The following is a 12,663-nucleotide window of genomic DNA, read 5'->3' on the forward strand; positions in this document are numbered from 1 at the left end:
AGGACCTGTGGGTCTTGGTATTACCTGTTATCTGGCGAGTTCGCTGCGCGGATCATAGGGCTTGTCGGAGCGCATCCGGCGCGCCAGTTCTTCCAGCTCCGCATTGGTGCCGTCCGGCAGAACGATTCGCAAGGTCACGAGCAGGTCTCCTGCGGGCTGTCCGCCGGAAGCCGGCAGGCCCTTTCCGCGCAACCGCAGCGTTCGTCCGGAGTTGGAGTGCGGCGGCAGGGTCAGCTCCACCTTGCCGCTTAGCGTCGGGGCTTCGACCTTGGCGCCCAGCACGGCCTCGTAGAGCGCGATCGGCAGGTCGAGCCGCAGGTCGCGGCCTTCTATCCGGAACAGGCCATGCTTCTCGAAGCGCACCGTCACCATGGCGTCGCCAGCCGGTCCGCCCATGGGGCTGGGCTGGCCCTGGCCGCGCAGGCGAATCTGCTTGCCGTCCTCGATCCCCGCCGGAATATTGACTTCGAGCGTGCGGCCATTGGGCATAAGAACCCGGGCCTTGCCGCCATGCAGCGCTGTTTCGAGAGAAATTGAGGTTTCAAGCGCGATGTCGGCGCCCGGTTCGCGCATCTGCCGCCCGCCCGGGCCACGTGGTCCGCCGCGCGCGCCGAACAAATCCGAGAAAATATCCGCTGCGTCAAAGCCAGCGCCGCCGCCGCGGCCGAAATTGAATTCGAAATGCTCGCCGCCGCCACCCGGGCCGCGACGAAAGCCGCCCGGTCCGGCGCCTTGGGCGAAACCTTCAAAACCTGGATGGCGCGGCTTGCCTTCCGCGTCGATCTCGCCGCTGTCGAACTGCGCGCGCTTCTTCTCGTCGCCAACGATCTCGTAGGCTGCGTTGAGTTCCGAGAACCTTTCCTTGGCTTTCGGATCCTTCGGGTTCTGGTCGGGATGATGCTGCTTGGCGAGCCTGCGGAACGCCTTCTTCACGTCCGCTTGCGAGGCGTTCTTGGCGACGCCGAGTATCTGATAGGGATCGCGCATTGTCTCTAAAAGCCCAAATCGCTGGCGGCCCCCGCGAGGCGCCGCCGCTCTGTCTTGACCATTATCTGGGCGCTAAACCCGCCCGGCGCAAGGGGCTTTAATCGGCCTTCGCCGGGCGCAGCTCGGCGATGGTCCACTGTGCGCTCTTGTCGCGACATGCGGCTCCATGCGCCGCCTGCGCCCCGGCGCGCGTATCGAATTGCGCGGAGAAATCCCGGCAGATCACGTCTTTCGAGGGATAGGCGTAGCCCACGGGCGTCACCTGCCCATGCGCCTTGCTGACCGGATTGTCCCAGCGCACGGAAGCGCCATTGCCCTGGGGATCAAGCGCGATGGCGAGGGCGCCGAGCGCGCGGCGGCGGTCTTCCTCATCCAGCGAAGCGGGCAGAGCGACGGGGTCGGCGGGCTTCGGCTTGGCCGCAGAGATGGAGCCGGTGGGGTTTGGGTCGAAATCGCCGCCGAAGGGCGTCGCCACAGCGCATGCGCCGAGGCCCTGGCACAGCAGGGCGCAGCCGATCAGACGCCGCGCCAGCGGAAAAAAATGCTGCCTGCGCTGCGACGGTTGACTATGCTGGGACGGGAAAAGGCGCAAGCGGACGCGATCCGAACAAGATTTCTGGAAGGCCATATTCCGATGAACGCATTAACGGGTCGTAACCATCTGCCGGCGCACGAGCCTTTCGCGCGTTTCAGGGAATGGATGGCCGAAGCCGAAAAGCACGAGATCAACGATCCCAACGCAATGTGCCTGGCGACCGTGGATTCCGATGGCCTTCCCAACGCCCGCATGGTGCTGCTGAAGGGCTTCGACGACGACGGCTTCGTCTTTTACACCAATGGCGAGAGCGCCAAAGGCCGCGAAATCGCCGCCCACAGCGTCGCGGCGGGCGTTCTGCACTGGAAGAGCCTGCGCAGGCAATTTCGCTTCCGTGGCCCTGTCGAACGCGTGAGCGAGGCCGAATCAGACGCCTATTTCGCCAGCCGTCCGCGCGACAGCCGAATCGGCGCCTGGGCCAGCCAGCAGTCGCGTCCGCTGGAAAGCCGCTTCGCGCTGGAAAAGGCGGTCGCGGTCCACGCCGCCAGGTTCAACATAGGTCACGTGCCGCGCCCGCCGCATTGGGGCGGCTATCGCGTCAGGCCGGTCGAGATCGAGTTCTGGACGGACAAGCCCTTTCGCCTGCACGAGCGCTTGCGCTACACCCGCGAGGCGCCAGAGGGAGAATGGGCCAGCGAGGCGCTTTATCCGTGAGCCAATCCCGCCGCCATTATCCGGCGCAACCGGCTCTGGCCGTCAGCATCGCGGTGTTTCGGGAGGGCAAGGTCCTGCTCGCGGGCCGGGCGGAGGAGCCTTACCGCCGGATGTTCACCTTGCCCGGCGGGCTGGTCGAGACCGGCGAGACGGTCGAGGCCGCCGCCCTGCGCGAATTGCGCGAGGAAACCGGCGTCCTCGCCCGGCTGTCGGGCTTCAACCAGACAATCCAGCACATTTCCCGCGACGCGGCCGGGCGCGTCGAGCGGCACTATGTCATCCTCTCCTTCGCCGCCCGATGGATCGCGGGCGAGGGGCGGCCCAGCGCCGAAGTCGCCGAAATCATCTGGCGCGCGCCGGGCGATTACGACGGGCTTTCCCTTACGCCGATGCTGCCCCATATAGTCGCCGACGCCCTGCGAATCATGGATGGAGCGGGATGAGGCTTTTCGCGCGGCTTTCGCGTCTGACGATTCTTGCCCTGGGGCTCGCTTGGGCCGGCGCCGCCATGGTCCCCGCCAGGGCGCAATTCTTCTTTCCTTTTTTCGACAATCGCCCGACCAAAAGGCCTGACACGGACTTCTGGGGCCGTCGCCGCGATGACAGCGGTCCGGCGGAGCAGAGGGCGAGGCCCAGGCCGCATCGGGAAAAACCCCGCGTCGACGCCAAGAAGCCAAAGGCTCCAGAGCCCGCCAAGCCCCAGACCGCCAATGTCGATTCCGCTGCCCCCGTCATCGAAGGCCCGCCGCCGCCCTATGAGCCGCAATTACTGCGCCTGTCAGAGATCATGGGCGCCCTGAGCTATCTGCAGACGATCTGCGGCGCGCCGGCGGGGGGAACTGCCGTCAATGGCGACGCCTGGCGCGAGCAGATGGAAAATCTGATGAATGCGGAGGCCGCAGGACCTTCGCGCCGGGAGAAGCTCGCGGGCGCTTATAATCGCGGCCTGTACGGCTATGAATTTTCCTATCACGCCTGCACGTCCAACGCCCGGCTTGCCCGCCAGCGCTTTCTCGATGAAGGCGCGCAATTGTCGCATGACATTTCGGCGCGTTATCGCGCCAATTAACGCTTTGCAGAGCCATTTTTGCTCAAGCTACAAAAAATACTTATACAGAACAATGTGTTATGAAGGCGTATTTTCAACACGAGGCGAATGAAAATATTAACCGTTTCTTAAGACGCGGCTCGCAATGCGGCCGCCGGCCCGATAAGGTCATAGCCATCATGACCTTTCCGGCACCTCCCTTTTTCGAATCCAATGGCGCAGACGACGAGCGCCGCGCGGCCCTGGCCTATGTCACCGAGGCGTTCGCCGAGGCGATCCTTGCTGGAATCGAGAGCGAGAGCTTCGCTCACGCGGCGCTATTCGCGGCCTTGCAGGAGTTGGTCGAGACCTATGGCGAGGAAGCGGTCGCGCAATTTGCGGGCCGGCTGCCGGATCGCATCCGGGGCGGCGAGTTCACAGTCGCGGTCAAGCACTGAGCGAGGTCAGAACGGTCTTGGCGCGGGCTGCGCCGGCGACCCGGGCGCGGTGAGAAATTCGACGAGGCGCTGCAAAGCCCGGCCGCCGGCGCCGCGCGCCCCGTTCCTGTCCCAGTCGCTTCGTTCCGGCGTCGTGAAATTCAGCAGCAGTGGCAGCGGTTCCCGCATGAGCGGCTCGAACGCCCGCCGCAGGCGCTCGCTCTGCCGTCGCCATTCGCTGGCGCGGCGCGAGATGTCGGGACGAGCCTCAAGCAGCGCGGCGATTTCCTCCCTTCGGCGCGCGTCAAGCAAATCATCGACGAAACGATGTAATTCGCCTTCGGTGAGCGGGCCGCCCGACCAGCCGGAGGCGGCTTCGATCGTCGACGCCGACAAGGAGGGCAACGCCAGTAAATGTGAGCGCGCCTCGCCGGTAATGGCGCGAGCGAGCCGGGCGCGGGCTACAGCCAGCCGCGCCAGAATCCGCTCCGCGGGCATGTCCAGCACCGCGCCGGCCTGGGCGTAATCCAGTTGCTCGAGCGCGATGAGCGCGAGAGGTGCGCGCAGGTCCAGCGTGAGTTGGGGCAGCGCGCGCGCTTCCGGCGCCCAGGCGAAATGGCCCTGGGCGTCGGACGACGAGTCGTTATTCTCCTTGCGGCCGACCCCGGCGAGAATCTCCTTGGCCTTTCGAGCGAAATGGTCGCGCGCCAGCGTCGTCACCCGCCGCAACAGGGCGATGCGCAGGGCCTCGCCGAGGCTGCAAGGGACATTCCGGCCGGCGACGGCGCTCGTCCTGCGAAGCCCCGCCCGCCAGAAGCCGAGCAAGGCCTCATGCACGAGATCGTCGGCGTCCTGATCGACAGGCGCGCCAGCCCCTCCCGCCCCAGCCCCTTGCGCGGGGCGCGGGGGAGCCGGCCAGCTCCCCAGCAGCGCATGGGCGTAGCGACGCAATCTCGGCGTCTGGTCGACGATATAGGCTTCCATGAGGCCGAACCGGCTCCCCGCTGGTTTTTTCGTTCCCTGCCGCGTCAATCGCGCGCAGAATCAGGCGGTCACTTTATGTTAACGAGTTTTAAACTTACCGACCCGAATTGAACATAGCCTGGCGGGTTGTGCCCGGAGTTTCCCACATTCTGCGCAGCTCATCGCGAGAGCGCCGGGCGGCGGCCTCCGCCGGCGCCACTTGCCTCTGGCGCAGGGCAAGGCTAAATGGCCGGACAGCCATTTGGGATCAATGATGACAATGACAGAAGCGGAAGTCGCCGCCGTGAACCTTCTGACCGGCCCCATGCGGGGCAAGCGCGGGCTGGTCATGGGTCTGGCCAACAATCGCTCGATCGCCTGGGGCATCGCCAAGGCGGTGCGGCAGGCCGGCGCGGAGATCGCGCTCACCTATCAGGGCGAGCCGCTGGAGCGGCGCGTGCGGCCGCTGGCGGCGGAGCTCGACGCCCTTGTCGTCGGCGAATGCGATGTGACCGACAAGGCTTCTCTCGACCGCGTCTTTGCGGAAATCGAGCGCGTCTGGGGCACGCTCGATTTCGTCGTCCATTGCATCGCCTTTTCCGACAAGGACGAACTGACCGGCCGCTATGTCGACACCAGCGAGGAGAATTTCAAAACCTCGCTGCTGATCTCCTGCTATTCATTCACGGCGGTCGCCCAGCGCGCCGAAAAGCTCATGACGAATGGCGGCTCGCTGCTGACGCTGACCTATTATGGCGCCGAGAAATGGATGCCGCATTATAACGTCATGGGCGTCGCCAAGGCCGCGCTGGAGGCCAGCGTGCGCTATCTCGCCGCCGATCTCGGCGCCAAGGACATTCGCGTCAACGCCATTTCGGCCGGCCCGATCAAGACGCTGGCGGCCTCGGGCATCGGCGATTTCCGCTACATCCTCAAGTGGAACGAATATAACGCGCCGCTGCGCCGCACCGTGACCATCGAGGAAGTCGGCGAAAGCGCGGTCTTCCTCCTCTCGCCCATGGGGCGCGGCGTCACCGGCGAAATCCTGCATGTGGACGCGGGCTATCACATCGTCGGCATGAAAAACCCCAACGCGCCCGACATCGCCGATATCGTCAAGAAGCCCTAAGCGCCCGCCATGCGCGCCGGGACGAGCCCGCGACTCTATTTCCTGCGGCATGGCGAGACGGACTGGAACGCCGAAGGCCGGCTGCAGGGGCGGCAGGACATTCCGCTGAACGCGCTCGGCCGCGCCCAGGCTGCCCACGCTGGCCAGACGCTGAAAAAGCTGCTGGCGTCCGCAGGCCACGCCCCCCAAACGCTCGCCTTTCAATGCTCGCCGATGTCCCGCACCCGAGAGACGCTGGAGATCGCGCGCCGCGAGCTGGGCCTGCCGGCGGAAGGCGGCGAATTCGACGACAGGCTGGTGGAGTTCACCTTCGGGCGCTGGGAAGGGCTTACCTGGCCCGAAGTCTGTGTCCGCGATCCCGAACTTGCCGGCGCGCGCCAGGCCGATAAATGGAATTTCACGCCGCCGGGCGGCGAAAGCTACGCGGAGCTCACGCAGCGGCTGGCGCCATGGCTTGCCGAACAGGAGCGGCCGAGCGTCGTGGTTTCGCATGGTGGCGTCGCCCGCGCGCTCATGGCGATGATCGGCGGTCTGGCTGAGGAGCGCGCGCCCACCGCCGATATCTGGCAGGGCCGGGTGCTGGTCTTTTCAGGGAACAGGTTCGACTGGATCTGACGCAGACTCGCTCGTCTGGCGTTCGCCAACCGCTCGAGCAGGGTTGATCCCGCTCGCTCTGGCATACGCCAACCGCTCGCGTTATTTCGTATCGCCGTTCTTCTCCAGCGTTTCCGCCAGATCCGCCGCGAGGCCGAAAAAGCGCCGCCGCACGTCTGGAACGTAGGGGTTCAACCGCTCGATAGCGTAAAAGACTTCCGGCGCGTCATAGCGCACCATATCCACGGCGCGCATCAGCAGGTCGAAGCTGGCGGTGGTCATATGCCGGGGCAGGGGCTCCATTTCCACCAGCACCTTGGCGATGAGATGGGTCAGGCCCTGCACCATGGCGGCGTCGCGGTCATGCTGCTCGGGCGTGGCGATGATCGCCTGCAGGCCGAAGGTCTTGCGCAGGTAAGCCGCGAGCGGCCGGGCGCGCGGGCCGCGAATCGGGCAGATGACGATCTTCAGGCCCCTGACGCCGCCGCGCGCGCTCTGCGGGCCGAACATCGGATGGGTTCCGACGATTTCGACCGTCTCGGGCAGTTCCGCGAGCATGATCTGCGCCGGCAGCACTTTGACCGAACAGACGTCGAGCACGACCGCGCCCGGCCGCAGATGCGGCTTGATCGCGGCGATGGCCGCGCCGAGCTGGGGGACCGGCATCGCGAGAATGACGAGATCGCAGGCGGCGGCGGTCGCGGCGTCACAAAGGGTAACGCCCTTCGCAGGCTCGCAGGCGGCAGGATCAAAGGCGAAAATCGGGAACAGCGGCCCAAGATGAGCTGCGATCAGGCGGCCGAAGGCGCCAAAGCCGATGAGGCCGATGCTGATGCTGGGCCTCGCCTTGGGCCGTCGTCCGGGGCGCTCGCTCACGTCTTGTCCTCGCCGGGCGACTTATTTCGCCTGGTCGTAATTGCAGACGCCCGGAAACTTGTTGAACTTAAGCGGCCCGCCGCAGGGATCGCAGCCCGCGACCAGAACGCACAGCGCGAAGGCTGCGCTCAACCGAACCCATTTGGCCACGATTCATCTCCACTCGCCGGTCACGCTCAATCGCGAGGTTTTTTGCGCGGGCGGCCCGCGCAAGTCAAGCGCGGGCCTTCAGGCGGAAGGCTTGTCTTCGGGGAAGTCGCAGGCCAGCGCGACCTCCTTGCCGGCGCGCAGTTCGGCCAGGAATCCCTCGGTCCGAGCCGTGATGACATCCTGCGCGACAGAACCCAGCACCAGCCGCAGCGGCGGGTTTTCCGCCTCCACCGTGTTGATGATCGCGCGGACCCCGCGCACCGGATCGCCGGCCTGCGTTCCGCTATAGGCCTGGGTCGCGTTGCGCCGGGCGACGGCGGTTTCGGCATAGGCGTCGATGGCGTTTTTCGGCGTTTTCAGCGAGCGTCCCGCCCAATCGGTGCGGAAGGGGCCCGGCTCGACGATCAGGACCTTCACGCCCAGCGGCGCCAGCTCCTTGGCCATGGCCTCCGAGAGACCCTCAACCGCGAATTTGGTCGCATTGTAATAGCCGATTCCGGGGAAGCCGCAGACGCCGCCCATGGAGGAGATATTGACGATGGTCCCGCTTTTCTGCGCGCGCATGACCGGCAGGACGGCGCGGCACATGGTGGCGAGCCCGAACACATTGGTTTCGAACATGGCGCGGATTTCGGAATCCTCGCCTTCCTCCACCGCCGCCAGATAGCCATAGCCGGCATTGTTCACCAGCACGTCGATACGGCCGAATCGCGCCATCGCCGCCTGGGCCGCCGCCTCGATCTGCCCGGGCTGGTCCACATTCAGGGCGAGCGCAAACCCCGTTTCGGGATAGCCCGCGACGATGTCGGAGACCTTGGCCGGGTCGCGGGCGGTGACGACGACCCGATAGCCGCTCTCCAGCAAAATTTTCGACAATTCACGGCCGAAACCGGTAGAGCAGCCGGTGATCAACCAGACCGGCTTGGAATTTTGCGTCATGGCGCAGCTCTCGGGGCTGTTGGGCTTACGTTCACATTGGCGAAACTAGCATTTGAATGTGGCGTGGCAAGCGAATCGGGGCGAGAGTCGCTTGCGGAAACGCAGGGTCGCGTTGCTGGCTCGGAAAGGCGCGCGCCCGGCGCCGGCGCCTCCGGAATTAGCTGGGCGGCGCCCGCGCACGCGGGTAGGAGCGTCGGCGATCCTATGCTATGCGAACCCGGTCGTGGCCCTCGGGCTGCGGGCTGCGGGATTGGGAACAGGCGATGACGGACCTCGAATCGGGAATTTTGACGGAAAAGCGCTCCACGGCGGAGCGCGCCATGACGTCCCTTTCCGTGCTGCGCGGCGCCATTCGTCCCGATCTCATCCGCGACGAATTGCTCGCGGAAATCTTCGCCTCCGCGGTTGCTTCGGCGCCCCACGCCGTCGCTATGATGACGATGGAGCGCAAGCTCACCTTCGCCCAGGTCGACCATGAGGCGACCGCTCTTGCGCGCGGCCTGATCCGGCGCGGAATCGGCCCGGGCGACGTCGTCGGCCTGTGGGGGCCGCGCGGGCCTGAACTGCTGATCTGCCAGATCGCCATCGCCAAGTCCGGCGCGGCCTGGCTGCCCTTCGACGCCGACGCCCCGGTCGAACGCATCGAAACCTGCCTGCTCGACGCCGAGGCAAAGGGACTGCTCGCCTCGGAGGCCTTCGCGGCCAGGGCGCACGGAGCCGTCACCGCCCCGGTTCTGACGGAGGTCGACCTGATCGACCGCGCCGACGAAACGCCGGTCGACGCCCGCAAGGCCGGCGCGACGCCGGACCATCCAGCTTATATGATTTATACCTCCGGCTCGACCGGCGCGCCCAAGGGCATTATCATCACCGGGCGCAACATCTGCCATTACCTGCGCTCGGCCAATGAGACCTACAAGATCAACCGGTCGGACATTGTCTTCCAGGGCGCCTCCATCGCCTTCGACCTGTCGATGGAGGAGATCTGGATCCCCTATCTCGCCGGCGCGACCCTGTTCGTCGCCACGCCCACGGTGATGGGCGAGGCCGAAGCCTTGCCCGACCTGCTGGAGGAAGTCGGCGTCACCGTGCTCGACACGGTTCCCACCTTGCTGGCCCTGATGCCGCGCGACATCAAGACCTTGCGCGTCATCATCCTGGGCGGCGAGGCCTGTCCCCCGGCCGTGGCGAGCCGCTGGTGCAGGCCGGGCCGCACCATCTTCAATTCCTATGGGCCGACCGAGGCCACGGTGGTGGCGACCGTCGCGGAAGTGCGTCCCGACGAGCCGGTGACCATCGGCGGCCCGATCGCCAATTACACCTGCTATGTCGCGGACGAGGCCAACAACCTGCTGGAACGCGGCGCCGAGGGCGAACTGCTGATCGGCGGGCCTGGCGTGGCGCGCGGCTATCTCAATCGGGATTCCCTTACGGCCGAGAAATTCATTCCCAATCCGTTCGATTCTACCGGGTCGGACCCGATCCTTTATCGCTCTGGCGACGCCGTGGTGCTGGAGGCCGACGGCAAGATCGGCTTCCGCGGCCGTATCGACGATCAGGTGAAGATCCGCGGCTTCCGCGTGGAGCTGGGCGAGATCGAGGCCAAGCTCTCGGTCCTGCCTGGCGTGAGCCAGGCCGCGGTGGTGCTGCGGAACGACGACGGCATGGACCAACTCGTCGCTTTTCTCGTCGCCGAAAAGGGCGAGACGCTCGATCCGAAGTTTTTGCGCTCCGAACTGCGCGCCGCGTTGCCGCCCTATATGGTGCCCTCCCGTTACGAGCCGCGCGAGGCGCTGCCGCGCCTGTCCTCGGGCAAGGTGAACCGCAACGTCCTGAAAAAGGAGCCGTTGACGGCGCCGGCGACCGGCGAGGCGCAGGAAGACCCGCAGACGGAGACCGAGCGCCTCCTGCTCGAAGCCGCGCAAAAAGTCCTGCCGCCGCAATCCATTCCTTTCGACGCCGATTTCTTCCTCGACCTTGGCGGCCATTCGCTGCTCGCGGCGCGTTTCGTCGGCATCGTGCGGCTGACCCCCTCGCTGGCGGGCATCACGCTGCAGGACATGTATTCGGCCCGCACCTTGCGCGCCATCGCAGGGCTGCTCGACGCCAAGGCCGCCGAAACAGGCGGGCCGAAGGATCTGTCCTTCACGCCGCCGCCGCTACTGCGGCGCTTCCTGTGCGGCCTCGCCCAGGCGATCTGCCTGCCGTTCTTCATCGCCATGGCGACCGCGCAATGGCTTGGCATTTTCGTTTCCTACATGCTGCTGACGGATACGGACGCCAGCATCTGGCAGGAGATCGTTTCGCTGCTCGGCGTCTATGTCATCGTCAATATCGTGACCGTCATCCTCGCCATCGCGCTGAAATGGCTGGTGATCGGCAGGTTCAAGCCGGGGCGCTACCCTATCTGGGGCCTGTATTATTTCCGCTGGTGGGTGGTGCAGCGCATGCTCACGCTCACCCATATCAAATGGTTCCAGGGCTCGCCCCTGATGCGCGTCTATCTCCAGGCCCTGGGCGCGAAAATCGGCCAGGACGCCAATATTTCCGAGCTGGAAATCGGCGCCGTCGATCTCCTGACCATCGGCGCGGGGACGACCGTCGGCGCCCGCACCAAATTCGCCAATGTCAGTTTTGTCGGCGGGGACATGATCGTGGGGCCGATCGAGGTCGGGCCAGATTGCTATATCGGCTCCTCCGCCGCGCTGGAACATGACGTGGTGCTGGAGGAGGGCGCGGAGTTGCGCGACCTGACCGCCCTGGAGCCCTTTACCCGCGTCGGCGCCTGGGAAATCTGGGACGGCTCGCCGGGCCGCTGCGTCGGCTCGGTGGACAAGGAATCCCTGCGCCCCTTCGCCGAAGTCTCGTCCGGCAAGCGCGCCTTGCAGACCTTCGTCTACGCGCTGCTGCTGCTGGCTATTCCGCCGGTCGGCCTGCTGCCGCTTTTCCCCGCCTTCTGGGTGTTCGACCGCATCGACGAGTTTCTGGGCCTCGCCGCGACCAGCCGGATGCTCTACATGGCCGCGATCCCGATCATGGCCTGGCCGACCTCCTTCGTGATGGTTCTGGTGACGGTCGCCTTCATCGTGGTCGTGCGCTGGACGGTGCTGCCGCGGGTGCGCGAAGGGGTCTATTCAGTCTTTTCCTGGTTCTATCTGCGCAAATGGGCGGTGTCGCTCGCCACCGAGGTGACGCTGGAGACGCTCTCGTCGCTTTACGCCACGGTCTATATGCGCAGCTGGTACCGGATGATGGGCGCCAAGATCGGCAAGGATTCCGAGATTTCGACCAATATCCCGGGCCGCTACGATCTCGTCGAAATCGGGGACAAATGCTTCATCGCCGACGAGGTGATCCTCGGCGACGAGGACGTGCGGCGCGGCTGGATGCGCCTCGAAAAGACGAAGACCGGCTCGCGCGTCTTCATCGGCAATGACGGCGTGCTGCCTCCGGGCGCCGATGTTCCCGACGGCGCGCTGATCGGCATCAAGTCCAAGCCCCCGGCCAATGAAGAAATGTCGCCGGGCGATACCTGGTTCGGCTCGCCGCCGATCAAGCTGCCGGTGCGCCAGAAGTTCGACGCCGGCGGCGCCAACTGGACCTATGAGGCACCGCGCTGGAAGAAATTCGCCCGCGCGGCGTTCGAGGCGGTGCATATTTCCCTGCCGACCATGCTCTACATCACCTTCGGCACCTGGGCGATCGAATGGTTCGGCCCGGCCGTGCTGGAGGGCGCCTATTTGCAGGTCCTGTGGATGTTCGTCGCGTCATCGACCGTCATCGCGCTGGCCATGATGGTCGTGGTGATCTGTGTGAAATGGGTGACGATGGGACGCTACGAGCCAGTCACGAAGCCGATGTGGTCGTGGTGGGCGATGCGCACCGAGGCCATGGCCGTGCTTTATTGGGGCCTCGCCGGCAAGGCCGTCCTCGAACATTTGCGCTGCACGCCCTTCCTGCCCTGGGCTTTGCGCCTTCTCGGCGCGAAATTCGGCAAGGGCTGCGTGCTCGACATGACGGACATCACCGAATTCGATTGCATCGAAGTCGGCGATTTCTGCAATCTCAACGCGCTTTCGGCTTTGCAGACCCATCTTTATGAGGATCGCGTGATGAAGGTCGGCCGCGTCAAGATCGGTTCGGGCGTGACCGTGGGCTCGGGTTCGACCGTGCTTTACGACACGCATGTCGGCGATTTCGCCCGCCTCGGGCCGCTGACCATCGTCATGAAGGGCGAGTCCATCCCGGCGCATACCGAGTGGACAGGCGCGCCCGCGACGCCCACGCGACATGTCAAGGTTGCGGCCTGATT

General features: G+C 65.6%; 13 protein-coding genes. 7 read left to right on the plus strand and 6 right to left on the minus strand.

All coding sequences use genetic code 11. The annotated features are described in order from the left end of the window. Positions 1–27: 27 nt before the first annotated feature. Positions 28–987, minus strand: coding sequence for a J domain-containing protein (locus QM467_RS05845; RefSeq protein WP_283365373.1), 960 nt, complete (start codon positions 985–987; stop codon positions 28–30). Positions 988–1,084: 97 nt separating this feature from the next. Continuing rightward, positions 1,085–1,579 (minus strand): RT0821/Lpp0805 family surface protein, encoded by a 495-nt coding sequence (locus QM467_RS05850; RefSeq protein WP_283365374.1) that lies wholly within the window; start codon positions 1,577–1,579, stop codon positions 1,085–1,087. 36 nt (positions 1,580–1,615) lie between these two features. On the opposite strand from QM467_RS05850, the gene pdxH reads away from it, so the two are divergent. The 4 genes from pdxH (at position 1,616) to QM467_RS05870 (ending at position 3,721) form a co-directional block, all read left to right on the plus strand. Continuing rightward, positions 1,616–2,236: a pyridoxamine 5'-phosphate oxidase gene (pdxH, locus tag QM467_RS05855; protein WP_446737743.1), complete on the plus strand. Its 621-nt coding sequence runs from the start codon at positions 1,616–1,618 to the stop codon at positions 2,234–2,236. Next, the gene (locus QM467_RS05860) at positions 2,233–2,679 is read left to right on the plus strand and encodes an NUDIX hydrolase (RefSeq protein WP_283365376.1); all 447 of its coding nucleotides are present in this window, start codon (positions 2,233–2,235) and stop codon (positions 2,677–2,679) included. The genes pdxH and QM467_RS05860 overlap by 4 nt, the downstream gene beginning before the upstream one ends. Continuing rightward, entirely contained in the window at positions 2,676–3,305 is a 630-nt protein-coding gene (locus QM467_RS05865; RefSeq protein WP_283365377.1) for a TIGR02301 family protein, read from the plus strand. The genes QM467_RS05860 and QM467_RS05865 overlap by 4 nt, the downstream gene beginning before the upstream one ends. A gap of 158 nt (positions 3,306–3,463) precedes the next feature. Continuing rightward, a complete protein-coding gene (locus QM467_RS05870) occupies positions 3,464–3,721 on the plus strand; it encodes a hypothetical protein (RefSeq protein WP_283365378.1) in 258 nt (85 codons plus the stop codon). Positions 3,722–3,727: 6 nt separating this feature from the next. Here the strand turns inward: QM467_RS05870 and QM467_RS05875 are convergent, their stop codons facing one another. After that, on the minus strand, positions 3,728–4,684 hold the full coding sequence (locus tag QM467_RS05875) for a hypothetical protein (RefSeq protein ID WP_283365379.1): 957 nt from the start codon (positions 4,682–4,684) through the stop codon (positions 3,728–3,730). A gap of 259 nt (positions 4,685–4,943) precedes the next feature. Between QM467_RS05875 and fabI the strand changes: the two genes are divergently transcribed. Further along, positions 4,944–5,792 (plus strand): enoyl-ACP reductase FabI, encoded by an 849-nt coding sequence (gene fabI / locus QM467_RS05880; RefSeq protein ID WP_283365530.1) that lies wholly within the window; start codon positions 4,944–4,946, stop codon positions 5,790–5,792. 9 nt (positions 5,793–5,801) lie between these two features. Further along, positions 5,802–6,407 (plus strand): histidine phosphatase family protein, encoded by a 606-nt coding sequence (locus tag QM467_RS05885; RefSeq protein WP_283365380.1) that lies wholly within the window; start codon positions 5,802–5,804, stop codon positions 6,405–6,407. 81 nt (positions 6,408–6,488) lie between these two features. Here the strand turns inward: QM467_RS05885 and QM467_RS05890 are convergent, their stop codons facing one another. The 3 genes from QM467_RS05890 to QM467_RS05900 form a co-directional block, all read right to left on the minus strand. Further along, on the minus strand, positions 6,489–7,262 hold the full coding sequence (locus QM467_RS05890) for a prephenate dehydrogenase/arogenate dehydrogenase family protein (protein WP_283365381.1): 774 nt from the start codon (positions 7,260–7,262) through the stop codon (positions 6,489–6,491). A 21-nt stretch (positions 7,263–7,283) separates the two neighbouring features. Then, complete coding sequence (locus QM467_RS05895) at positions 7,284–7,412, minus strand: hypothetical protein (RefSeq protein WP_283365382.1); 129 nt, start codon at positions 7,410–7,412, stop codon at positions 7,284–7,286. A 78-nt stretch (positions 7,413–7,490) separates the two neighbouring features. Then, entirely contained in the window at positions 7,491–8,351 is an 861-nt protein-coding gene (locus QM467_RS05900; protein ID WP_283365383.1) for an oxidoreductase, read from the minus strand. A gap of 263 nt (positions 8,352–8,614) precedes the next feature. Here QM467_RS05900 and QM467_RS05905 point away from each other — a divergent pair, with 263 nt between their 5' ends. Further along, positions 8,615–12,661 (plus strand): Pls/PosA family non-ribosomal peptide synthetase, encoded by a 4,047-nt coding sequence (locus QM467_RS05905; RefSeq protein WP_342395099.1) that lies wholly within the window; start codon positions 8,615–8,617, stop codon positions 12,659–12,661. Positions 12,662–12,663: the final 2 nt, after the last annotated feature.

The sequence above is a fragment of the Rhodoblastus sp. 17X3 genome, assembly GCF_030056575.1.
Classification (GTDB): Bacteria; Pseudomonadota; Alphaproteobacteria; order Rhizobiales; family Beijerinckiaceae; genus Rhodoblastus.

What these genes read in the sequence shown, in the direction of transcription:
- QM467_RS05865 (WP_283365377.1), top strand. Translation starts at nt 2,676, where the DNA reads ATGAGGCTTTTCGCGCGGCTTTCGCGTCTGACGATTCTTGCCCTGGGG.
- QM467_RS05885 (WP_283365380.1), top strand. Translation starts at nt 5,802, where the DNA reads ATGCGCGCCGGGACGAGCCCGCGACTCTATTTCCTGCGGCATGGCGAG.
- QM467_RS05900 (WP_283365383.1), bottom strand. Translation starts at nt 8,351, where the DNA reads ATGACGCAAAATTCCAAGCCGGTCTGGTTGATCACCGGCTGCTCTACC.
- fabI (WP_283365530.1), top strand. Translation starts at nt 4,944, where the DNA reads ATGACAGAAGCGGAAGTCGCCGCCGTGAACCTTCTGACCGGCCCCATG.
- QM467_RS05875 (WP_283365379.1), bottom strand. Translation starts at nt 4,684, where the DNA reads ATGGAAGCCTATATCGTCGACCAGACGCCGAGATTGCGTCGCTACGCC.
- QM467_RS05905 (WP_342395099.1), top strand. Translation starts at nt 8,615, where the DNA reads ATGACGGACCTCGAATCGGGAATTTTGACGGAAAAGCGCTCCACGGCG.
- QM467_RS05845 (WP_283365373.1), bottom strand. Translation starts at nt 987, where the DNA reads ATGCGCGATCCCTATCAGATACTCGGCGTCGCCAAGAACGCCTCGCAA.
- QM467_RS05870 (WP_283365378.1), top strand. Translation starts at nt 3,464, where the DNA reads ATGACCTTTCCGGCACCTCCCTTTTTCGAATCCAATGGCGCAGACGAC.